The 22,503-nt window shown below is 67.9% G+C and carries 21 protein-coding genes; 10 read left to right on the top strand and 11 right to left on the bottom strand.

Annotated features, from left to right (window positions below):
* Positions 1 to 8: 8 nt before the first annotated feature.
* Complete coding sequence (locus tag DMB37_RS09615) at positions 9 to 1,121, bottom strand: MerR family transcriptional regulator (protein WP_135232395.1); 1,113 nt, start codon at positions 1,119 to 1,121, stop codon at positions 9 to 11.
* Positions 1,122 to 1,154: 33 nt separating this feature from the next.
* Complete coding sequence (locus DMB37_RS09610; protein WP_167768792.1) at positions 1,155 to 1,511, bottom strand: helix-turn-helix domain-containing protein; 357 nt, start codon at positions 1,509 to 1,511, stop codon at positions 1,155 to 1,157.
* 73 nt (positions 1,512 to 1,584) lie between these two features.
* On the opposite strand from DMB37_RS09610, the gene DMB37_RS09605 reads away from it, so the two are divergent.
* The 3 genes from DMB37_RS09605 (at position 1,585) to DMB37_RS09595 (ending at position 4,257) form a co-directional block, all read left to right on the top strand.
* Positions 1,585 to 2,343 carry an SDR family oxidoreductase gene (locus DMB37_RS09605; RefSeq protein WP_240772320.1) on the top strand — a complete coding sequence of 253 codons (759 nt, stop codon included), beginning with the start codon at positions 1,585 to 1,587 and terminating at the stop codon, positions 2,341 to 2,343.
* 265 nt (positions 2,344 to 2,608) lie between these two features.
* The gene (locus DMB37_RS09600) at positions 2,609 to 3,547 is read left to right on the top strand and encodes a phosphotransferase (RefSeq protein ID WP_135232394.1); all 939 of its coding nucleotides are present in this window, start codon (positions 2,609 to 2,611) and stop codon (positions 3,545 to 3,547) included.
* A 257-nt stretch (positions 3,548 to 3,804) separates the two neighbouring features.
* Complete coding sequence (locus DMB37_RS09595; protein ID WP_135232393.1) at positions 3,805 to 4,257, top strand: DUF4254 domain-containing protein; 453 nt, start codon at positions 3,805 to 3,807, stop codon at positions 4,255 to 4,257.
* Here DMB37_RS09595 and DMB37_RS09590 read toward each other — a convergent pair whose 3' ends face one another.
* Both DMB37_RS09590 and DMB37_RS09585 read right to left on the bottom strand, forming a co-directional pair.
* The gene (locus tag DMB37_RS09590) at positions 4,258 to 4,758 is read right to left on the bottom strand and encodes a hypothetical protein (RefSeq protein WP_240772319.1); all 501 of its coding nucleotides are present in this window, start codon (positions 4,756 to 4,758) and stop codon (positions 4,258 to 4,260) included.
* A gap of 93 nt (positions 4,759 to 4,851) precedes the next feature.
* Positions 4,852 to 6,234, bottom strand: a complete 1,383-nt coding sequence (locus DMB37_RS09585) for an APC family permease (RefSeq protein WP_135232391.1) — start codon at positions 6,232 to 6,234, stop codon at positions 4,852 to 4,854.
* Between the two features lie 210 nt (positions 6,235 to 6,444).
* Between DMB37_RS09585 and DMB37_RS09580 the strand changes: the two genes are divergently transcribed.
* Together DMB37_RS09580 and DMB37_RS09575 are read left to right on the top strand one after the other, a co-directional pair.
* Positions 6,445 to 7,260, top strand: a complete 816-nt coding sequence (locus DMB37_RS09580) for an ABC transporter permease (protein ID WP_135237462.1) — start codon at positions 6,445 to 6,447, stop codon at positions 7,258 to 7,260.
* Positions 7,257 to 8,087: an ABC transporter permease gene (locus tag DMB37_RS09575; protein WP_135232390.1), complete on the top strand. Its 831-nt coding sequence runs from the start codon at positions 7,257 to 7,259 to the stop codon at positions 8,085 to 8,087. Before DMB37_RS09580 ends, DMB37_RS09575 begins: the two co-directional genes overlap by 4 nt.
* Here the strand turns inward: DMB37_RS09575 and DMB37_RS09570 are convergent.
* The 3 genes from DMB37_RS09570 to DMB37_RS09560 form a co-directional block, all read right to left on the bottom strand.
* A complete protein-coding gene (locus DMB37_RS09570; protein WP_135232389.1) occupies positions 8,084 to 8,947 on the bottom strand; it encodes a helix-turn-helix transcriptional regulator in 864 nt (287 codons plus the stop codon). The genes DMB37_RS09575 and DMB37_RS09570 overlap by 4 nt on opposite strands.
* A gap of 162 nt (positions 8,948 to 9,109) precedes the next feature.
* Positions 9,110 to 10,369 (bottom strand): NADH:flavin oxidoreductase/NADH oxidase family protein, encoded by a 1,260-nt coding sequence (locus tag DMB37_RS09565; RefSeq protein ID WP_135232388.1) that lies wholly within the window; start codon positions 10,367 to 10,369, stop codon positions 9,110 to 9,112.
* Positions 10,370 to 10,396: 27 nt separating this feature from the next.
* Positions 10,397 to 12,148, bottom strand: coding sequence for an NAD(P)/FAD-dependent oxidoreductase (locus DMB37_RS09560; protein WP_206055222.1), 1,752 nt, complete (start codon positions 12,146 to 12,148; stop codon positions 10,397 to 10,399).
* 125 nt (positions 12,149 to 12,273) lie between these two features.
* On the opposite strand from DMB37_RS09560, the gene DMB37_RS09555 reads away from it, so the two are divergent.
* The 3 genes from DMB37_RS09555 (at position 12,274) to DMB37_RS09545 (ending at position 14,428) form a co-directional block, all read left to right on the top strand.
* The gene (locus tag DMB37_RS09555; protein ID WP_240772318.1) at positions 12,274 to 12,852 is read left to right on the top strand and encodes a TetR/AcrR family transcriptional regulator; all 579 of its coding nucleotides are present in this window, start codon (positions 12,274 to 12,276) and stop codon (positions 12,850 to 12,852) included.
* Between the two features lie 292 nt (positions 12,853 to 13,144).
* Positions 13,145 to 13,531, top strand: a complete 387-nt coding sequence (locus DMB37_RS09550) for a hypothetical protein (RefSeq protein WP_135232386.1) — start codon at positions 13,145 to 13,147, stop codon at positions 13,529 to 13,531.
* A 3-nt stretch (positions 13,532 to 13,534) separates the two neighbouring features.
* Positions 13,535 to 14,428, top strand: coding sequence for a hypothetical protein (locus DMB37_RS09545; protein WP_135232385.1), 894 nt, complete (start codon positions 13,535 to 13,537; stop codon positions 14,426 to 14,428).
* Between the two features lie 11 nt (positions 14,429 to 14,439).
* On the opposite strand, the gene DMB37_RS09540 is transcribed toward DMB37_RS09545, so the two are convergent.
* Positions 14,440 to 15,864, bottom strand: a complete 1,425-nt coding sequence (locus DMB37_RS09540) for an aminotransferase class V-fold PLP-dependent enzyme (protein WP_135232384.1) — start codon at positions 15,862 to 15,864, stop codon at positions 14,440 to 14,442.
* A gap of 153 nt (positions 15,865 to 16,017) precedes the next feature.
* Between DMB37_RS09540 and DMB37_RS09535 the strand changes: the two genes are divergently transcribed.
* Entirely contained in the window at positions 16,018 to 16,446 is a 429-nt protein-coding gene (locus tag DMB37_RS09535; protein ID WP_135232383.1) for a ribonuclease domain-containing protein, read from the top strand.
* 528 nt (positions 16,447 to 16,974) lie between these two features.
* On the top strand, positions 16,975 to 17,334 hold the full coding sequence (locus DMB37_RS09530) for a DUF4254 domain-containing protein (RefSeq protein WP_107658318.1): 360 nt from the start codon (positions 16,975 to 16,977) through the stop codon (positions 17,332 to 17,334).
* 210 nt (positions 17,335 to 17,544) lie between these two features.
* Here DMB37_RS09530 and DMB37_RS09525 read toward each other — a convergent pair whose 3' ends face one another.
* The 3 genes from DMB37_RS09525 to DMB37_RS09515 form a co-directional block, all read right to left on the bottom strand.
* Complete coding sequence (locus tag DMB37_RS09525) at positions 17,545 to 20,838, bottom strand: hypothetical protein (RefSeq protein WP_135232382.1); 3,294 nt, start codon at positions 20,836 to 20,838, stop codon at positions 17,545 to 17,547.
* Between the two features lie 144 nt (positions 20,839 to 20,982).
* Entirely contained in the window at positions 20,983 to 21,579 is a 597-nt protein-coding gene (locus tag DMB37_RS09520; RefSeq protein ID WP_135232381.1) for a DUF4126 domain-containing protein, read from the bottom strand.
* A gap of 123 nt (positions 21,580 to 21,702) precedes the next feature.
* Positions 21,703 to 22,500 carry an iron ABC transporter permease gene (locus DMB37_RS09515; protein ID WP_135232380.1) on the bottom strand — a complete coding sequence of 266 codons (798 nt, stop codon included), beginning with the start codon at positions 22,498 to 22,500 and terminating at the stop codon, positions 21,703 to 21,705.
* Positions 22,501 to 22,503: the final 3 nt, after the last annotated feature.

Here is a 22,503-nt window from a genome sequence, read left to right as displayed (position 1 = left end):
GGAGGTCCTTATCTGTCGAGTGGCTGCCGGGTCGGCATGGCCAGGGTGGTGAGGTCGCCGTCGGTGGCGGAGCGCAGGACGACCGGGAGGTCGGCTGCGGCGATGTCGAGCATGAGCTCTGGGCCCAGCGCGGTGTGGATCGCGGGCAGCAGTGTTGCTACGTCGAAGGAGATATCGATGGCGTCGCCGGTGACCGTGGCGGGGAGGTGGTGTCGGCCGCTGCCATCGGAGACTGTGAGATCGGTCTGGTCGCGCGGTGCGGCGGCACCGGTGGCGAACGGGTTTACGAAGCCCGTGGTCGGGATCAGCTCGAACCGTACTGTGCGGGAGGAGTTTTCGAGTAGATCGCGTAACCGATCCCGGGCCGTGAGTACCCGTGTTCGGACCGGCGCGAGTCCGGACAGCACCGCGCGATAGTCGGGAAACGGTTCGTCGATCACTCGGCAATGTCGCTCGGCGCCGTCACCGGTGAGTACCAGTGCCTGATCCCGTGGGGCGGCGATGATTTCGTCCTGCCGGCGCAGCCATGCGATGACCGGCGTGACGTCGCTCGCGTCGACGACCAGCGCCCAATCGTCGCCTCGCCGATCCCGTGTCACCACTGTTCGTGTCGACAGCCGATACCGATCGGTGGCGGTGAGCGTCAGCGAATTCGCGTTGGCCTCCACCAGAATCCCGGCGAGCACGGGTATTTCGCGACCGATCGCCGCAGCGGCCCGCACCTGTTCGAAGGCCGCTGCCAGCAATGCGGCTGGCAGCACGACCCGGTCGCCAGTCGATCCGGCGCCGAGGGTCTGTTTGATCGTCTCGGCAACGCGAGCGGCCTCCTGTGCCCGGCGCGTCAGCTCGCCGACGTGCTCGTCCAGCAAGCATTCCGCGCGCTCGGTATCACCGGACAAAATGTCGGAGATGGAGTCGAGCGGTACCTCGATCGCCCGCAGCCTGCGGATGAGTGTCGCGCGTTCCCGCTGCGCCGCCGTGTAGTAGCGGTACCCGGTGAGCGGATCCACCCGTGCGGGCACCAGCAACCCGCTGTCGTCGTAAAACCGCAGCGCACTGGCTGTGAGCCCACTCGCTCGCGCCAGCACGCCTATCGTGATCAACCCGTCGGACTCTGCCACTCCGTCATCATGGAGTCTCAAGTAGGCGGAAGGTCAAACCGTGCGATCGGCCGGATCGGTCAGTGTCGCTGCCCATCGTCGCGACCAATCCCAGACGCCGCGCAGGGCGACGCCGAGTTCGGTTCCCGCGGTGGTGAGTTCGTAGGACTTATCCGTGTTCTTCACGATCAGCCCCGCGCTTTGCAGGTGTTGCAGGCGCACCGACAGCATGCTGGAGGAGCAGTTGTCCATCCGTCGCCGCAGTTCGAGAAACCCGAGCCGCCCCGGTTCCAGCTCCCACAGCACGCGCAGTACCCACCGCTGACCCAGCAGGTCCATCGCGGCCAATACCGGTGCGTTCGCTGGATCTGCCCGGTCCTTGGGCGGTTTCGCCCCGCTTGCACTTCTCATTTAGAACTACCATAGTGATTCTGAATTAGAAGCAATCCGCCGGGCCGCCGGGTCCGCAACCGAGAGGGAGACGGTGGTCGAACCAGCCGGACAGCGAATCGTTCTGATCACGGGTGCCTCCCGCGGCATCGGCGCCGAAACGGCGCGCATCCTCGCCGGCCGCGGCGACCATGTGATCATCAACTATCGCGAAAAGGCCAAGCGCGCCGACACGCTCGCGGGCGAGATCATCGCCGCGGGCGGCAGCGCGTCCGCCGCGGGCGCCGACATCTCCGACGAGGACTCCGCGCGCGCCCTCATCGACGGCATCGCCCAGCAGTTCGGCCGTCTGGATGTGCTGATCCTGAACGCCTCGGGCGGCCTGGAGCGCAACGCCGCCGCCGGCTACGCCATGTCGATCAACCGTGACGCGCAAACCCGGCTGGCCCGACTTGCCTTGCCGCACATGCCTTCCGGTGCGCGCATCGTCTTCGTCACCAGCCACCAGGCGCACTTCCACGGCCGCAAACCCGTTCCCGCCGAATACGAACCCATCGCCGCCAGCAAACGCGCGGGCGAAGACGCACTACGCGCCATGATCCCCACCCTCACCACGCACGGCGTCACCCTGCACACCGTCTCCGGCGACATGATCGACGGCACCATCATCGTCCAGCTCCTGGAACGCCGAAACCCGGACGCCGTCGCCGCCCGCCGCGACACCGCACCACTGCCCACCATCACCGAATTCGCCACCGCCGTAGCCGAAGCCAGCACCAGCCCCGCCGAATCCGGCCACACCACCTACATCGGCGGACCCGACTACCTCACCACCGAGCCCGCCCTCTCGTAACCGGCGCCCGCGTCGGGGTCGGATCAACCGACGGCGATGCCGGATCGACCGGCGTCGTATCGACTGGCGGCGGCGCTGGGTCAACTGGCGGTGGCGTACCGACAGACGGCGGCGCTGGATCAACCGGCGGCGGCAGATCCACCGACAGCGCCGCGGCATCGACCGGCGGCGGTGGCTCGACCGACAGCGGCGGCGCTGGATCAACCGCCCAGCGGTGCTGGATTATTCAGTGGAGACCCGCGGCCCCAACTCCCAGGATGAAAGCATGGTCGACGACGGGGACACCGCCTTCCGGATCGAATGGGACCAGCTGCCGCACGATGTCCGCATCGGGATCGAGCGTCGGCTCGGGAGCACTGTCGTCCGTGCGGACGGGCAACAAACCGGGTTCAGCCACGGCATGGCGGCTCGGTTGCTGCCGGCGGACGGTTCGCGAGTATTCGTGAAGGCCATCCGTGCCGACGACGAGCTGGCGGGGATGTATCGCCGCGAGGCGGCAATAGCGGCGCGGCTACCGGAAAGTCTTCCGGCAGCACGATGTCGGTTCGAAATGACCGTGGCAGATTGGTTCGTCTCGGCATTCGAGGACGTGGCGGGTGCGCAACCTCGATTGGCCGACCCGGGGGAGCTGGCCGATGTGCTGCGGACGGTGCAGCGGCTGGCCGAAACGCTGACGCCATGCCCGCTCGGGGACATCCCGGAGATTGCGGCCGAGATGGAGTCCGAGTTCACCGGGTGGCGAGGTTTCGCGAAATCGGGAGCACCCGCGGATCTGGACGATTGGTCGGTACGCAACCTCGACCGGTTGGCCGAGCTGGAGGCCCGCTGGTCGGCAGGTGTGCGCGGCGAGACGCTGCTGCACGCGGATCTGAGTCCAGGGAATCTGGTGCGACGGCCGAATGGTGAAGTCGTCGTGGTCGATTGGGCCTGGGCGTGCCGGGGAGCGGCTTGGGTCGATCTGATCCTGCTCGCCCCGTATTTCGCAGCCTGCGGTGTCGATCCGGAGCCGATCGTCGCCGGCCATCCGGTCACCGAGGATGTCGATCCGGCCGAGATAGACGCGCTGGTGTGTGCGCTGGCCGGGTATTGGGCGGTCAACTCCCGGCGGCAGTCGCCGGCCCGCTCGCCGCATCTGCGTGCGCATCAAGCACGATTTGCCCGACTCGCCCGGGATTGGTTTCGGCGTCGCGTCGATTGGGTATAGCCGCAGGCCATTAGTTCCGGGTGGCAGATTAAGGTGTGCTCACTCGAAGTTTGCCGAACCCGGAGGGACGCGACGGCAGGCTGGTGGGGAGGTTGCTGACCAGCGCGTGTCGGATGAACGGAAGTAGGTGAAATCGACGTGGAGGGGGGAAGTCTCGTTCACGCTATCGATGTGTGCCAGGTGCGCGATGAGCTGCGGCGACGGTGCGGTGTTCGCTACCAGGGTGCGTGGTCGCACGACCAGGTGGGTGCGCTGCGATGAATCACTCGGGCAACGACCGCGCGCTCCCCGGAAAAGACCTGCTGCTCGCGGCCTTCCGCGGCTTCCCGCACGAGGACCATCCGATGCTGGAGGCGGCCGGTGAACTGGCTCAGTTGCATCTGGTCCGCGAGCGGACCCCGGCGACCGAGTCGGTCAAGATCGATCGGCGTCGCATCCAGCTGGTGCGCACCATCGACCGCTGGGTCACCCTGGCGACCCCGGTCCCGGAGATCGCCGCCCCCGAGCACACCGAAACCGTCGGCAGAATCGTGGACCGGCTCGCGGGGATGACCGCGCAGGCGTTCGCCGCGCTGGCCTACGCCCCGGAGGCGGTCTTCTACGACGCGTGGGTACAGATCGAGGAGCTGGCCGACGTCTACCAGGACCTCATCGACGACCTGCGCTACGGCATCCGGCGCTTACCGGACGACCCGTACGAGCGCTCGTGACTATTTCCCGCGGCCGAACAGCCGGAACGACCGGCTCCGGCGCTGCGGCAATGTCGCGTAGACCATGGTCATATCGGCGAACACCTCCGCCTCCCGCTCCCGCTCGACGCCGAACTCGGTCCGGCCGAGCACATGCTCGATCGACTGCGGCGACACCGACGGCAGCAGCAGTCCCAGCGCAGGCGGCACCGGCGCGCTGCGATCCGATTCGGTCGTGCCGTGGCCGAGCAGCATGTGCCCCACCTCGTGCAGGATGATGTGGTCGGCATTGCGGTCGGTGGCGTCGACGTCGTAGACGATGATGTCGTCGTGTTTGCGCGCGACCCAGAGACCGCCTCCGCCGCAACCGATCTCGTTCAGCAGCGGCTTGGGCGCGGTGTGCAGGCTGATGGAGCGGCCGCGGTGCGCGGCGACAGCGGCCAGATAGGCCGCCAGGTTCCACGGGTTGGGGAGGGGCACGGTTCGGGTCGCGTCACCGAAACGAGCTTCCATGCTGGTCATCCCGGCACACATTACTCACCGTGCCGCGACTAGTCACCTGGTGATCCGGGCGAACCCGGCGTGAGTTGGTGCACTGTCGGAGAACAAGATCCACTATTCGACGGGTGGTTTCGCCGCTGCGGGTGCGGCGTGGAAGTACCGAATCGCCAGGTGGTTGACGCCCCACAGCACGACGCCGACCGCGAGCAGCACCCCCGCGATCGCGTACTGCTGCGGATTCCGATCGGTCCACGGCGTCACCAGGAACCCGCACGTCAGCGCCCCGATCACCGGCAGCGCGGTCGGCGTGCGGAAGTGCTCGTGCGCCACCGGATCTCGGCGCAGCACCAGCACGGCGACGTTCACGATGGTGAACACGGCGAGCAGCAGCAGCGCGGTGGTGCCACCGAGCTCGGGCACCTCGCTGACGACCGCGATCAGGCACAGCGCGAGCAGCGTGGTGAACAGGATCGCGATGTAGGGCGTGCGCCGACCGGCGTGGACGTGCCCGAGCGGCCGCGGTAACACCCCTTGCCTGGCCATGCCGTAGAGCAGGCGGCTGGCCATCAGCATGTTGATCAGCGCGGTATTGGCGACGGCGATCATGCTGATGTAGGCGAAGACGTGCGTCGGGAACGCCGGCCAGCCCACCTGCACCACTTGCAGCAGCGGTGTGTCGCCTTGGCCGAGTTGCGCCACCGGCACCAGCGCGATCGCGGTGATCGAGACGAGCACATAGACGAGCGCGGTGATGGCCAGGCCGGCCAGCAGCACCTTCGGGAAGATCCGGCTCGGCTGCTTGCACTCCTCGGCCATATTGACCGAGTCCTCGAAGCCGACCATCGCGTAGAAGGCCAGCGTGGTGGCGGCGATGACGCCGCCGACCGCGGTCCGGTCGCCGGTGTCGAATTCGACCACCCGGCCGAAGTCGCCGTCGCCCGCGCCGAGTGCCCAGCAGCCGATCCCGATGACGATCAGCAGACCGGTCAGCTCGATGCAGGTGAGCAGCACGTTGAGTTTGACGCCCTCGCTGACCCCGCGCAGGTTGATCGCCGCGACCACCATCATGAAGGCCAGCGCGATCATGGTGATCGCGATGCCCTTGCCGAGATCCAGGTCGAAGGCCGCGGCGAAGTTGGCCGCGAAGGCGCGCGACGCCGTCGAGGCCGAGGTGATCCCGGAGCACATCACCGCGAACGCGACCATGAAGGTCAGGAATTGGATGCCGAAGGCTTTGTGCGTGTAGAGCGCGGCGCCCGCCGCATGCGGGTATTTGGTGACCAGTTCGAGGTAACTCATCGCGGTGACCAGCGCGACCAGGAACGAGACCACGAACGGTACCCACACCGCGCCGCCGACCTCGTTGGCCACCTTGCCGGTGAGCGCGTAGATCGAGGAGCCGAGGATGTCGCCGACCACGAACAGCAGCAGCAGTCCAGGACCCATCACCCGCTTCAGCTCCGGCTGCGATTCCCGCTGTGCGGTGACCTCGGCCATGGTCCCTCCCAGATGTTCGAACAGATGGATGCGGTACCTCGAACCACTCGAAAGTAGTCGACCGGCTTTTACTTTCGCGGCAAATCGCGCGACGCGGTGAACCGAATCGCGCGCTGTCTCGGTATCCCTTAGGACAGTCACCCGCGACATGCGGACAAGTGCCGGTTCCCGGCAAACCGGTGCGGATATCCGCAGGATGAGAGCGTGCAGATGAGCCTGCTGATGGTGGCGTCACGGCCGCGGATCGGGGCGGCCGCTCAGTGGTGGGTGCTGACCTGCCGCCTGATCCGGCCGTCCTGGCGCAATGGCGAGTTGGTGACCGCCGTGGTCGCGCCGACCGTGTTCACGCTTGGGTTCTATGTGCCACTGAACCTGGTGATGAGCGTGTACGGGCACGGGCTCAGCAGTTATGCCCAGTTCCTCATGCCGATGATCGTGATGCAGGCGGTGGCGTTCTGCGCGACCTCGGCCGCGTTCCGCGCGGCCAGCGACGCCAAGGATGGGCTCACCGTCCGATTCGGCTCGATGCCGATGCCCGCGACGGCGCCACTGGCGGCGCGGGTGACGGCGGCGATGTACCGGGCCGTGGTCTCGTTGGCGGTCGCTGTTGGGTGCGGGCTGGTGATCGGCGTCAGGTTCTACGGAAGCTGGTGGCATACGGCGGGATTCATGGCTCTCTCGTTGTTCATCGCGTTGTCGTTCTGTCTGGGCGCCGATCTGATCGGCAGCCTCGCGAAGAGTCCCGAAGCGATCACGCAGGCGCTCATTTTTCCGCAGCTGATCCTCGGCCTGGTGTCCACCGGTCTCGCACCGGCGCACCAATTCCCGTCCTGGCTCCAGCTTTTCGCGCGCAATCAGCCGGTGTCGCAGTTCGTGTACGGTCTGCGCGCGCTGGCCGGTGATCCGAGTGGCAACGCGGGCATCGTCGGCTGGCCGGTGCTCGGGCCCGGCTTGGCCTGGGCGGTCGGGATACTCGTGGTGTTCGGTACGCTCAGCGCGGTCGTCGCCCTGCGGAGGGCGGGATGACCCGCACGGACAGTCGGGTAGCCGCCGCCGATCTGCCGGTGGTGCACGGTCGCACCGAGACCTGGCGATTGCTGGTGCCGCAGACCGTCATTCAAACCCGGCGACTGCTGCTGCGCTGGTGGCGTGACCCGTTGACGATGGTGCAGTCGCTGGTGTTTCCGGCGTTATTGCTGATCGTTCTGAATACCGTGCTGGGCAAGCAGATTTCGGTATTCTCCGGCGCGAGTGCCCTGTACGGCTCGGTGCCGATGGTGGCGCTGGTCGGGGTGATGTCGGGGTCGCTGGCCGGGGCGATCACGCTCGGCCGGGAACGTGATCAGGGGTTGCTCGCCCGACTGTGGGTGCTGCCGGTGCATCGCGCGTCCGGGCTCGCCTCGCGGATTCTCGCCGAAGGCGTCCGAATCCTGTTGTGCACCACGGTGTTGTTCGGGGTGGGCATGCTGCTCGGCTTCCGGTTCGAGCAGGGGCTGCTCGCCGGGATCGCGCTGTTCGGGGTGCCGCTGCTGTATGGGCTCGGCTTCGCGACGCTGGTCACGGCGGTCGCGGTGTTCAGTGCGAAAGCGGCACTGGTGGAGGCGGTTTCGCTGGGCTCCTCGATCATGATGTTCTTCAGCACCGGGTTCGTGCCGTTGGCCGCGTATCCGCGCTGGGCGCAGCCGATCGTCGCGCACCAGCCGATGAGCTACGCGATCGACGCCATGCGCGGGCTGTCTCTCGGCGGAGCGGTGCGAACCCCGTTGCTCGCCACCGTGGCGTGGTCGGTCGGCGCTATCGTGCTGTTCGCGGTGCCCGCAGCCGTCGGCTACCGCCGTGCCAGCCGCGGTTAGTGCCCCATCCGCGCCGCGGCGTCCATGATCATCTCCGCGGAGTCGCGCGGGCTCAGCGCCATCGCGCGTAGCTGGTCGAAAATCACGCCGAACCGCCGGATTTCGGGGTGACCCTCGATGAGTTCGTCGCCCGCGATGCCCTCCACGTACACCAGCTCCGGGTCGGCCGGATCGTGGAAGTCGAGCAGGGTGAACGAGCCTGCCATGCCGGGGTGCGCGCCCGCGTCGAACGGGAGGACCTGCAGGATCACGTTCTTGCGCTTGGTTTCCTGGAGCAGCCGATTCAGCTGGCCGTGCATGACGGCGGGCCCGCCGACGGTGCGCCGGATCGCGGCCTCGTCCATCACCACCCACAGTTCGAGTGGGTCCTCCTTGGTCAGGTTGGCCGCGCGGTCCATCCTGGCGCGCGCCCGGTCCTCCATGATCGACGCTTCCACCTTCGGCATCGACGTGTCGATCACCGCGGTCGCGTACTCCATCGTCTGCAAAAGCCCTGGGATGGTGGAGGTCTGGTAATGCCGCGCGGACAAGGCCTCGGCCTCGAAATTGATGTAGGCCGCGTACACCTCGGACACGCTGCCCTCGTACGCCCGCGACATACCCGGCTTGAGCGCGTCCGACAGCAGCTCCATCGCGTCCTCGCGCTGCTCCTCGGTCACGCCGTACAGATCGAGCATCGCCTGCAGGGTGCGCCGCTGCGGCCGGGCCTGCGCGGTCTCGATCCGGTACAGCGTGGTGACGTTGATACCGGTCTTCGCACTCACGTCTTCTTTGCTGAGCTCGGCCTGCTCGCGCATCACCTGCAGCATCGAGGCCAACCGGCGTAATCGCACGGTCAGGACGGTGCGCTTGCCTGCCATGACCACTTCCCTTCGGTCTGCGCGCTGCTCGGCACACTCGCGGGTCGGTGAGGAAAGTCCACGTCGACGGCAGAAGTGCCACGGGAGCGTGTTCGTAGACGAAGCGTACCGCTTTCGATCTCGCTGCAATCCAAGGTTTTAGGTTCTCGATCAGTAGGTTTTTCAGCCGCGTTTGTGGCGGAAGGCGTCGAGGCCGTTGCGGTTGAGCATGCTGAACGTCGTTTTCCACCACGGGCGGGCAGGGTCGGGATCGTTGCCCGCGCCGAGCCGGTGCAGCTGATCGGTATGCCATTGCAGATCCAGCGCACCGTCGAGCGAGCGCAGGCTGGTGACCTTGGACAGTGGGCCGCGCAGGCCCATGGCGATGCCGACGGTGCGGAGGCGTTCGTCGCGGCCGGTGAGTACGGCGTCGGCGGCGTCGGGGGTGACACAGGTCGGACGGCCGATGCCGATCACGTCGCAGCCGCCGGAGGCGAGGGCGTCCGCCATGGCGGTGCGCGAGCGGAACCCGCCGGTGACGGCGATCGGCAGCGCGCCTGCGGCGGCGCGGGCAGTCCGCGCGTAGTCGAGGAAGTAGGCCTCGCGGGCCAGGGTGCTCGCCGCTGGTGCGTCTTTGCGGCCCATCATGGCGGGGGATTCGTAACTGCCGCCGCTGATCTCGATCAGGTCGAGGCCCTCGGTGGCGAGCCGTTCGATGACACCTCGCGACTCGTCCTCGGTGAAACCCCCGCGCTGGAAGTCGGCGGAGTTCAGCTTGATGCCGACGGCGAAGCCCGGTGCCACCGCGGCGCGAATGCGGCGGACCACCTCGACGGCGAAGCGCATGCGGCGCTCGGGATTACCGCCCCACCGGTCGGTGCGCTGGTTGGCGAGCGGCGACAGGAACTGCGACACCAGGTATCCGTGCGCTCCGTGGATCTGCACGCCGTCGAACCCCGCTATCTCGGCGATCCGCGCGGTTGTCGCGTAGCGGTCGATGATGTCTTCGATCTCGGTGTCGGTGAGCGCCCGCGGCGTCGGCATGCCGGGGATCTTCGGGGCGATCGCCGACGGTGCGACCGGGCGGGTCCGTGTCACCAGCGGATTAGCTTGTCTGCCAGGGTGATTGATCTGCATCCAGATCGGCGCGCCGCCGTCGTGGGTGGCCTTCGCCCACCCGGTCAACGCGTCGAGATCACGCTCGTCGTCGACCACCACATTGCCCGGCTCGCCGAGATGGCCGCGGTCGACCATCACATTGCCGGTGACCACCAATCCGTAACCGCCTGCGCCCCAGCGCGTGTAGAGCCGAGTCAGTCGCTGGTCCGGTGCGTTGGCGGTGTTGCCGAGGCCTTCGCTCAATGCCGATTTCATCAGCCGGTTGGGCAGGATCTGGCCGCACGGCAATGCGAGCGGGTCGGCCAGGGTGGTGGCGGGGGTCATGCTGAGTCCTTCTGCTGGGCAACGGGTTCAGGATCGTGCGGCGGCCGCACGCGGGGTACGGACCGCGAGTTTCTTGGCCGCGGCGAGCGGCTCCCACTTCGCGGAGTCGGCGGCAAGGTCGGCTACGCCGAAGACCTTGCCTGCGCGGATCTCCGCGTCCAGGTCGCGCCCGCACGCCGCCCCCGCGGCATGCAGGCCGGACAGCATCGCTCCTTCGACCGCGGGACCCCATGCGGTGCTCGCGCCGCACAGGAACAGGCCGTCGATTTCGGTGCGGGTACCCGGTCGCAGCGGCCCGAACTGGGTGAGGGACAGCTCGAGTCCGTACGGGGTGCCCGCCGTGGCGCGGGTGTAGCGGTGCTGGGTCAGCGGGGTGGCCGCCTCGCACCACACGATGTGGTCCGCGATGCCGGGGATGACCTCGGCGACCCGCGCGATCATGATCTCGGTGAATGCCGCTTTCACGCGCAGGTATTCGGGGTTGCGCTGATAGCTGTCGTCGCCGGCCGCGGGCCAGGCGGTCAATCCCCAGAATTCGGGCTCGGAGGGAACCAGGGTCATCACCTCGAGTACCGAGGAGCCCGTCGGCGCGCCGTGTGGATTGTCCGGGTCCTTGACCGTGGTGACACTGACGTACGCGGGCAACCGCTTTCGAGCCTCGGCGATGCGCTCGTCCTTGGTGTAGCCCGGCTTGTTCTCCGACAGGGCTTGGAACAGTGAGGTGACATCCTCCGAGGTCGGCAGCGAATAGAAGTTGGTGTTGGCCATCCGGGTACTCAGGTCGAGGTCGACGCCCAGGTAGCAGTTGAAGAAGGATTGCGACATCCGCAGTCGCTCGACCCGCGCGATGGTGGTGCGGCGCAGGTGTTTTCGGCCGACGAGCTCGAGATAGGTCTGTTTGAGGTCGGCGTTGGAGACCACGATCGGCGCGGTGAACCGGGTGCCGTCCGCTAGTTCGACGCCCGCTACCGCCTTGTTGTCGACCAGGATGCGGCGCACCGCGGACCGTGTACGAATCTGTCCGCCGTTGGCGACCACGACCTCGCCGAGCCGAGTCGAGAGCACTTGCCCACCGCCCTTGGGGAACCAGGCGCCGTCGCTGAGGAAGTTCTGCAGCATGAACGCGTGCACCGCGACCGGGGTGCGGTGCGGTGGGCTGGCGTAGGTGCCGTACTGCACCGACATCGCGGCTTTGAGTGGGGGACTGAGTAGGTGGGCGTTCAACAGCTGGGTCAGCGGAACCATCGCCCATGGCGCGTGTATACCGGCCGCCAGCAAGAACTTCGCGTTGCCGAGCAGGGATGCCGGGGTGCGGCTGTGGTCGATGCTCGCGCCGATCCGCCGCAGAATGCCGACCACCCTGCGGATCTTTCGTGCCTCGGCCGGGAACGCCTCGATCAGGTTGCGCTGGTAGTTGTCCCAGCCCCGGGGGATCTTCAGCGTCAGGTCGGGAAAGACGATGGTGTCGAAACCGTCGGGGTCCAGCGGCAAGAACTCGATCTTCTTGTCCAGCCCGAGGCCGCGCAGGATGGTCGGGATCTGGCCGTTCGGTCCGCAATCGCCCAAGTAGTGCACGCCGACGTCGAACTCCCACTTTCCCGCCCGCCGGAACACGTGGGTGCAGCCGCCGATCACGTCGTAGGCCTCGAGCACCAAGGTGCGTTTGCCGGCCACCGCCAGATACGCGGCGGCGGTCATGCCGCCGATACCTGCGCCGACGACGATCGCGTCGAAGGGATGGCCCGCGGTGGTCGCCGCCGGATCGACGAGAGCGGTCATGTGTTCCTCCATGATCGTGCCTCGCCGAGGCGAGCTGGGCCGTAGGTGTTACCAAAGGTCACGGGTTCCTACACGGTAGTAGCATGATCGGTCTACCGCAAGCAAAAAATGGGTAAGCTGCGACCATGACGATGCGTCCCCGTGAGCGGCTCATCATGGGCGCGATCGATCTGATCCGCCGCCGTGGCGTCGCGGGCACCGGCATGACCGAGCTGCTCGCGCACAGCAGCACCGCTCGCCGGTCGATCTATCAGAACTTTCCGCGCGGCAAACAGCAGTTGGTCGAGGAGGCCACCCGGACAGCGGGCAAGGTGATGGCCGCCGCGATCACCGCGACGGCGGAGTCCGGTACCGCTGCTGCCCGGCTCGCCGACTTCGTGCGGATGTGGAAGGACACGCTGGTGAAGGCCGACTTCACCGCTGGGTGCCCGGTGGTCGCGGCGGCCTTGGCGGGGTCGGAAGTGCCTGCGGCGCCTGCTATTGCCGCGGAGGCGTTCGCCGAATGGGAGGGGTTGATAGCCGAGCAGTTGATCGCCGAGGACTTCGACGGCGCGACCGCGGCATCCCTGGCAACCACGGCGGTAGCGGCCATCGAGGGTGCGGTTGTCATGTCTATCGCCGCCCGCTCGGTTACTCCGCTCGAGCGGGTCGCGGCACAGCTCGATCAGCTGCTCCGTTGCCCGCGGCCCGGGCGCGAGGCTTAGTCAGGACTTCTTCTACGGTCCACCAGATCCGGCGCGGCTTCGGTGCCGAATACGTTCTGGTCGAAAGTGATGACCTGGGTCGACTCGGGCTTCGTTCGGCCTGTCGGCGAGCACGAATCCATCGAAGGAGATCCCGTGTCCCTCAGCTACCGTTCGACCGGTGCCGCAATCCTCGCAGGCGCGGTACTCGGTGCGTGCATTCTGGCCGCGCCCAGCTCGGCCAGGCCGGATCCGGCCGGAGACAACGCACGCATCACGTGCAAGGAAAGGCGGCCAGGTTACCTGGCTCAACGTGGGAATCGGCGAGAAAGCCTTGCCCGTCGGATGGCAGGCGACGATTCTCTTCAGCGGCTGCTCGGGGCCGGACATTTCGCTGACCAAACCGAAACCGGTCAGCATGGCCATCGCGGGGACTGAGAAGGTCGCCTGCGACGGTCCGGTCACGGAGCATAAAGGCACCGGGGCGATCACCTGGTCGGATGGAACCACCAGCAAGATCAGTCAGACGAGTGAAGGGCAGACCAAGACCGACGGCTCCGGCCCTGGTGATTTCCCGATCGAGATCGAGTCGGGTCATTTCAAAGGCCATCAGGCAGTGGACAGCAATGATGTGACAGTTCAGGGCACCTGCCCGGGTGTGACCGCAGGGGTGCTCACCGGAAAGTTCTACATCTTCTGATAAATGCCAGACCCTTCCGAGTTCGGCCCGCTCCGGGCGGAGCCGATTCTGCTCGCGCATCCGGATGTTCTCCCGGACCGGCTGACGATGTTCCACCGCCGAGCCGCGCACGACGGGCCTGCGCCAGTCCCGTGCGCGGCAACGCATTTGCTCACCACGGGCGAGGCCGAACACGACGAGTTCTTCGGAATCCGGCGTGCGGCAGGGGATGCCGAGTCGCTCTGGCATGCCGCGTTCGCGCGTGTCATCGAAGCTGTTGTGGCACATACTCCGAGCCATCAGCACGAGGTGCTGCACGCCGCTGTGAGCACAGCGTTCCCCGCGCTTCGCTGGCCGTTGGCACAACCACCGGATCGACGACAGTGGACGGGCCTCGACTACTGGGTTCGTGGCCATCAATTATTCGCGGTCCTGACCCAGGCGGCCACGGTGAGCATGCGTCACGCCTGTACCCGCGCACGACGCGGCGATATGACGGCTGCCGTGGCAGGCCTCGAAACCACGGCCGCTGTCTTTGGTTGCAGCGCAGCGGCTTTGCGCCTTACCGCAGGCTTCGGTGCCGACGAGTATCGGACGCTGGTGCGGCCGTTGATGGAACCGCCGCGGGTCACCGCGGGCTTCAGTGGGATCCTGTCCGTCGACCATCGTGCACTGGTCTCCGCGCTGCGAAAGTGGCAGGGCTACAGCGAGATCCGTGAGATGTCCGGCGGCGCCGCGCTGATGCGGGATGCCCTTGCCGCTGTATACGCGGCGCACGTGGGCGTGTGCGAGCGCTTCGTCGGCGAGCAGGCGCCCAGTCTCCGCACCGCCGCCACCGGACAGCAGTCCGCGGCGGTGCGGGTGCTGCGTGCGCTGGGGCAGCGCCGACTGGGCTCGGTCGACGGGTCCGCGGAGTGATCCACGGCCACTCAGTCGCCGAGTATCCCGGATGCGGTGCTGCTGAGCAGATCCCATGCGGCGGAGACGTGCTCGTCACGGGTCGCGGTGCCGCCGACGGCGAGCCGGAGGGTGAATTCCTCCCGAACCATGGTGTGGGACAGATAGATTCGCCCGGAGGCATTGACCGCCTGCAACAGCTGCCGATTGAGCTCGTCGGGGCCGCGCAGCCGGAAGCAGACCAGCGAAAGCGGATGTGGGGCCATCAGTTCGAAGCGGTCGTCGGCGGCGACCCACGTGGCGAACCGTTGCGCCAGCGCGACGCTGTGCCGGATGTGTGCCCGCAGTCCTTCGACGCCGTAGCAGCGGATCACGGCCCAGAGTTTGAGCGCGCGGAACCGCCGTCCCAGCGGTACCTGCCAGTCGCGGTAGTCCACCACCGCGTCCGCCGCACTCACGGTGCTGCGCAGATACTCTCGCACTACCGAGAGCGCACCGACCAGTGCCGCGCGGTCGCGGACATAGCAGGCGTCGCAGTCGAAGGCGGTGAGCAGCCACTTGTGCGGATTCGTCGCATAGGAATCGGCGTAGTCGCCCACGCCGTGCTGGATCCAGCGCAGCTCCGGACACACCGCGGCGACTCCCGCATACGCGGCGTCGACGTGCAGCCACGCGCCGAACTCGGCGCAGATCGGGCCGATCCGGTCCACCGGATCGATGGCGCTGGTCGAGGTCGTTCCTACGGTGGCCATCACCAGCACCGGGACAAGGCCCGCTCGCACATCACTCGCGATCGCCGTCCGCAACGCCTCGGGGTCCATCGACGAGTCCGCGCGAGTACCGATGAACCGCACCGCCGCTGTGCCGAGACCGGTGATGCGTGCCGCCTTCTCCAGCGCGGAGTGTGCGTCGGTCGAGGTGTAGACACGGTAGCGCGCGCGGTCCACGCCCTCGGTCTGCACGCGGCCATCCGAGGTCCGGTGCAGTGCCGCGAGCAAGGCGACCAGGATCGCGCTGGAGGCCGAGTCCTGGATGACGCCGCCGCCGCTGCCCGCGAAGGTGAAGCACTCCGGCAGTCCGAGCAGGCCCGCGAGCCAATCGAGCACGTGCTGTTCGAGTTCGGTGCAGGCGGGGCTGGTCTGCCACATCATGCCCTGCACGCCGAGGCCGGCGGACAGCAGTTCCGCGAGCACCGCCGGACCCGACGTGCTGGACGGGTAGTACGCGAAGAACCCCGGGTGCTGCCAGTGCGTCAGCCCGGGCACCAGGATCGAGTCGAGATCCGCCAGCACCGCGGTGAAGGGTTCGCCGGTCTCGGGTGGCGTGTCCGGCAATCCGGCTCGCACCTGTCCGGGCGTTACCTGGGACAACACGGGCAGCGACGCCACCCGGTCCCAATAGTCGGCGACCCAGTCCACGACCGCGCGGCCGTGTCGGCGAAATTCGTCGGTGCTCATGTGGTCGGGCGCAGGGTGCATTCCTGGTATTCGATCCGGTGACCCGCGCGGATAGGCCACGAACTGCGAAAAGTGCTGTCGGGCACCAAAGCTTCACGGAGCGGAAACCTGCGGAAACCTGGAGTTCGGATCGGTCACGTAGGTTCACGCGTTATGACTGGGGCGGGATCGACCTCGAAGCGGTTCGTGCACATCGTCGTTGTGGTGACTGCCGCGTTGGCGCTGATTTTCGGGCTGTCCACCGGCGCGCCGGAGCAGGCGCGGCCGGTGCGGGCGGACGAGTCGATCGTGCTGGTCAGCGCCGCTGTCCCGCAGCGGGCCTGGGACACGCTGGCGCGGATCGATGCGGGCACGTGGCCGCCGAATGACGGATCGGGCACCAAAGGTGGTGGGGTCTGGTCGAACCGGGAGGGGAGGCTGCCTGCTACCGACTCGGCGGGCAGCCGGATCGCCTACCAGGAGTGGGACGTCAATATAAAGAAACCAGGGCAGACTCGCGACGCCGAGCGCATCGTCACCGGAAGCGACCGATCCGCTTGGTACACCGGCGATCACTACGCCAGCTTCACGCGAATGCGCTGAACGGGCCGGACCGGGCTGCGGCTCGGTTGGTAACCCACCTTGACATGATCGGCGGCTGAGATCGAGGTCCGCGGCGTGTCCGGCAACCGATCGGCATCCGCTCGAGTGGTGGGCGAATCGCGTCGATCCGTACTCCGCGCGGTAGCCCCGCACCTACGCTGGCGTGCAGTGAAAGCCGGCTCTCGTATCGTCTCGTAATCCGCGGCGACGCCCTCGGCTCAGGTGGCGCTGAAGGTGTTGTCAGCCTGCGGAAGCGGGCGCTTGATCCCCCGCGTAGCGGCCGGTTGCAGCAATGCAGACGCACTCTTGCGTTCTTGCATCTGTAAGAGCATGATCCAGCTAGCCTAGTTGTGAACAACCGATCCGATGACCGGGATTACGGAATCGAGAGCCAATTATGTTGGTACAAAGCGTGTTGGTATCGGGCGCACTCGGGGTGACACGATGAGTGCACCGACCGTGGGGGTACTGCCGACAGCTCCGCAATTATTGTGTGCCTTTCAAGGACGTCGTTTCCAAGATCGGGAAATGCTGCGTTCCGCGCATGCGCTCGCCGAACTGCATGCGCGCAGGCAGCAGGTGCGCGACACCGCATTGATCATCGAAATAGACTACCGCCGGGGTGAACTCGTCGACGAGATCAATGATTGGATCGGCAAGGAAATGCCGCAGCATCGCAACGGCGCGTCGCTGCACACGGAAAGCCTCGGTGCGGTGGTGGACCGGATGGCACGCAGCTGGGTGGACGCGAACCAAGCCATTGACGTCTCGGGCGCGCGTAGCGACAATACCCATAAACATTGGTATCACCTGGCCGAACTTGTTGATGGGTACACTGATCTGGTAACCGACGTGGCCGGTGGCCGGCGTCGATTGCCTGAGCAGTGATCTTCTCGACCGATGTTCTCACCGCGATAGTGACACTGCCCCGACAGCGTCGCTTGCCAAAAAGGGCGACGTTCAGCGTAGTCATCCGACCAGTGACTTTCTCTGAATGATCACGTCGTCACAGTGACGGCGGGCGCAACGGGGCGCCCCGCCCGGCGTGCCGCGTGGTCGACTGGCGCGGCACGCCCGCTGGAATCTCATTCGCTGCAATCATTCGGCAACGGTGAAGATTTCATGCGCCGCCACCCGGACGCTGCTCTGTCCATGAGTCCGCATCCGGGTGAGTAGCTCCACCCAGGCGGGCGTCCAGCCGAAGTGGCTGCCGCACTGCGCGATCAACGCCAACGCGGCCAGCGCGACCGCGCTGTCCACGTCCACGGACAACTCGCGCGCCACCCGCGTCATAGTGTCGGCATCGACCATCTGCCCGCTGCGGGACAGCCGCGTGCGCAACTGTTCGGCCGGATAGACCACCAGAGCGCCGCGGGCGAACCCGCACGCCTGTCGGATCGACCGCACACTCGAATCAACGTCGGCCCAACGGATTTGGGCCACCAGCAGATCGATCGCGAACCGGCGCCACTGCGGTTCGACCGCCAGCCGTTCGGCCACGGCGACCGCCGTCTGGCGTGCCGCATCGGACCCGCCTGCCGAGCTACCCAGATTCCCGAGCAGCGTCGAGAGTCGTTGCCGGGCAGGAAGGTCCCGCCCCGCGATGACGACATCCTCGGCGGCGAGCAGCCGATCCACCGCAGCGGGCACCGCCGCCCGGAAGTCGCTGGCGACGAGCACGCGCGCGGCGTGCCGCCAGAGTCCCGTCTCGCTGAGGTCGGCGAGCCGGTGCACCAGCATGGCGCCGGTATCGGCGGGTGCCCAGCGCTGCCATCCGCCGAGGACCCGCATCGCCTCGGTGGCGAGCTGGACGTCGGCGCCGCCCGCCATCTCGCGGACCAGCCCGGCCATCCGGCGCCGCTGTGGGATCGGTAGCAGGGCGGGCACGAGATTCAACGCCTCACCCGCCACCGCCGGGTCGCGCGACGCCGCATCGAGGATCTCCCAGGCGTCCTCGTGGTCGAGCAGCCAGCGGCACGCGAAGACGACCGCGCGCCGGACATCCCGGTGCTGGTTCGGGCGGTCCCAGATCGCCCGGAGGACGGCCATCGCCTCCGGTGCGTGCAGCGCGGCGAGCAGCCGCACGCCCTCCTTCAGCGAGGTGATCTTCGGGGAATCGAGCAGCGGCGTGAGCGCGGCCGCGAGCCGGTCCGGGGCGATACTCCTGGCGCGGGAAGCGATGCCGCTCACCGCGACTCGCGCTCGATCGGAGTCCACGTACCTGCTGAGCACGCCGATCGCGGCCTCGGCCTCGGTGCTGCGGCCGAGCGCGGTGAGCGCCGCCTCGGCCACCGTGAGCTCCGGGTGATCGGTGTAGCCGACGAGGCGGGCGAAGCTGCCGGGCAGCCGGCCCAATCGGCGCACCGCCCAGGCCTTTTCCCACGGCGAGGACTCCTTGGCACGCACCAGCGCGGTGAGCGTTCGCGCGTACAACTCGACCTGTCGTGCGGTCCAGCCGCCGAAGCCTTCCGAAAAGTCGGGCACCAGGCGCACTTTCGGCGCGATGAAGCGCCCCGGTGTGGCGCCGTTGAGCACCGTGTCGAGCAGGTCGGTGCGGCGCGTGGCGATCAAGTGCTGCACTCGCGGCAGCGAGATGAGCGAGCGGTCCCGGTTCAGCAGGGTGGTGAGATGCTCGTCGCGGGTGGCCGGGTCGGCCAGTGCCAGGTCGACCGCGCGTTGGATGACGTAGTCGTTGCGTGCGCTGCACGCCCGGAGCAGCAACTGCTGTAGCGGCACAACGTTCCAGGCGCGCTTGTTCAGGCCCTGGGCCAAGTCGAGGGTCAGCCCCCATTCGTCGCGCACCGCATCGCCGTCCAGTCGCCGGCGCAGTGCGGCGAAGAGTGGCTGTTCCGCGCCGCGCGGCAGATCGCGGTCCAGCTCCCATAGCGGTAGTGAGACGGCTTGTGCAGCAAGGTGTTCTATCAATCGCATCGCCGACTCGGTGTAGGCCGGATCGGCGGCGCGGGCGCCGTGCACCAGCAGCGTGCGGGCCAGGGTGCCCACCGCGCCGGTGGTCATGGCGGAGCGATCGCGGGCTTGCAGCGCGTCCGTGCCCAGTCCCTCCAGCGCGGGTAGGTGTTCGGTGCGCAACAGGGTGGGTGGGATCTGGTTGATCGCTTGTAAAGCTGTGCGCCGCACCGGGTCCTGTTCGTTGCGCAGCCGACGCATCGCCTCGAACAATGCGCCGACCACCGCGGGGTCACGACTGCCGACTGCCGCGGCCACCAGCAGCGGATAGGCTTGCGCGCGCTCGTCGGCGGTCGGGCGGCGGATGCTCTCGCGCAGCACGGGTTCGGCTTCCGACCACGGGAGCCGGGCGATCAGCCGCTCGCGAGCCGGCCGATCATCGGATCCGCCTCGGCGCGAGAGCAATTCGCGTGCCAGCGTGGCGCGGTCGTGCCGGGGCAGGCTGTCGAGGGCGTCGAGATCCACCTGCGCGGCGTCGATGCCGGGCCGGATGAAGACCTGCCGCACCGGCGCGAGGCGCCGGCTCGGCGGCAGGACATGCAGCAAATGCCGTTGGTGATAACCCGAATACGCGGCGCACACGGCGATCAGGCGCTCGTCGGGGAGCTCGCGCAACGCCGTGAACAGCGCACGTCCGGTCAGGCAGGTGCCGCGCCCGCTCGGATGCAGGATCAGTTCGACGACGGCATCGGCGTTGTGCCGAGCCAGCTTCCCCGCGACGGCATGCAGTCCGTAGGGTTGCACGTACCGAACCGCTTGTCCGGCGAGGGCGAGCAGGAGGTCCGGGTCGCGCAGCGCGAAGCTGCTCGCACCGGCGGCAATGCGCGGCCACAGCTCGGGCCAGTCGGATTCGCCCGCCTGGGCTGCGAGATCCGCCAGATAGGTGAGCACCGCCTCGGTGTGCCTGCGGCCCAACGTCTGCCAGTTGGGCGCCGCGTACGCGAACGCGGCCAGATGCTCGGTGACGAGCGCCGTCGAGCAATACGGCAGCACGCGCACCGCCTCCGCGTCGCCGAAGCGGCGTCGGATCTCGGGCAACAGGGCGTCGGCGAGCGCCGCACTGTGCTTACGCCGCCCGATCGCGCGATACAGCATCGTCCGCGTCCGGTGCGCCATCCGTGGCAATCGCTCGACGAGCACCGGTGGCTCGACGCCGATCCGGACCAGTGCGACGATGGCCCGGGACACGAACTCCTGCTCGCCCGAGTCCACCTGGCCGACAAGGTGATCACGGTCGGCGGCGATCGCGGCGAGGTGAATCGAGAGGACCCGCTCGTAGTGACCGCGCCCGGCCAGATCGGTCAGCAGTGCGCGCAGCTCCGCGGTGCCCGCCAACCGCAATGCCGCCGTCGCGAGGGCCCGGCGCCGCTGCGGCGCGGACAACGGCTCGAGGTCCTTCACTAGCTTCGTCGCCGGTGCTGCCATTCGTCGACCGCCAACCTTTCCTCGGGTGTCGCGGGATCACCCCGTGGTCGTTGTGAGGATATGTCGCGCACACCGGGTTTCGCGGAACGAGCTCGAATCGACGGCCCGCACCGGGTTTTTCGCCGACGGTGAGCCGCCTGGCGCTCAGGTCGCGGCGGCGGTCCGCGCCGCCCTGCGCTGTCGGCGGCGGCGCAGGTAGCGGCGGATGCGGGTGGCGAGGAAGGTGACCAGGATCAGGCCGATCAGCAGCAGGATGCCCGCGATGATGGCCGCGGGCAGCGGGTGGAAGATGGCGAGGGTGATGATGCCCGCGACGGAGATGTCCTCCGCGGTGCTGGTCACGATGTTGCTCGCCGGTTCCGGCGAGGTGTTGATCGCCATTCGGGTCCCGGCCTTCACCAGATGACTCGCCAGCGCGGTGGCGCCGCCGACCGCGCCCGCGGCCAGCTCGGACAGCGAACCGTCCTGTCCCGCAAGCAATGCCGCGACGACGGCGCCCGAGGCGGGCCGGACCACCGTGTGTAGTGCATCCCAGAAGGAATCGAAGTACGGAATCTTGTCGGCGACCGCCTCGATCGCGAACAGCGCCCCGGCGGCGATCAGCACGTCGGTGCGTTGCAGCGCCTCGGGCACCGCATCGGACAGGCCGGTGCGACCGAACAGGCCGAGCAGCAACACGACGGCGTAGGCGTTGACTCCGCTCGCCCAGCTCGCGGTGAAGATCAGGGGAAGTGCTGACACGTCGCCATCCTAGGTCGAGACCCGGCCACCCGCCCTGACCACCGCAAACCCGCGCGCCGCCGCACACGTCCCGAGGTCGCGCATACGCAATCGCATGCGGGAACTCAGGAGGCGTGCGGCCGGTCAGCGCAGGGCGGCGCGACTGCGCAGACGGCCGAGCAAGACCAGCGCCAGCAGGGTGACCAGGACGAGCAGCGTGGTGCTCGCGGCCGCGTCGAACACCTCGCCGCGGTCGGTTTGGGCGAAGATGCCCACCGGCAAGGTCTTCCAGGTGGCCGGATAGACCATGATGGTGGCGCCGAGCTCGCCCATGGACAGCGCGACGGCGAGTCCGGCGGCCGCGCCGAGCGCCGGGAGCAGCAGCGGCAGTGTGACCTGGCAGAGCACCCGGACCGGGCCGGCGCCGAGGGACTCGGCGGCCTGGCGGTAGCCGGGGTCGATGCGGTCCAGCGCGGCGGCGACGGCGCTGAAGGCGTAGGCCAGCACGAGGACCGAATGTGCCAGGATGACAATCCATTTGGTGCCGCCGAGCAGCACCGGTCGCTCGTTGAACGCGATCAGCACGCCGAGGCCGATGGCCACCGACGGGACCGCGACCGGCAGATGGAACACCGCGTCGGTACAGCGCCGCCACCAGCCAGGTGCCTCGCGCGCCGCCAAGGCCGCCCAGGTGCCGAGGACCAGTGAGACGGCGCCGGCCAGCAGCGCGGTCTGCAAACTCACCGAGAGGCTGGCCGCCTGCTCGCCGGACAATGCGCGCTCGAAGTTGGCGAAACCCAGGTCCGAAGGCAGCGAGCCGGTCCAGTGCCCGGCGAGGGCGGCCGCGACCACGGTGGCGATCGGTGCGACGAACACCGCGAACACCACCAGGGCGAACACGGCGAGCACCGCGAACCGGCCGCGTCTGGTCCACATCAGCATCGG

Origin of the sequence: Nocardia sp. CS682, from assembly GCF_004634405.1 — a bacterium.
Lineage (GTDB): Bacteria > Actinomycetota > Actinomycetes > Mycobacteriales > Mycobacteriaceae > Nocardia > Nocardia ninae.
The sequence above is the reverse complement of the archived record's forward strand: the minus strand, read 5'-3'. Positions and strand labels throughout refer to the sequence as shown.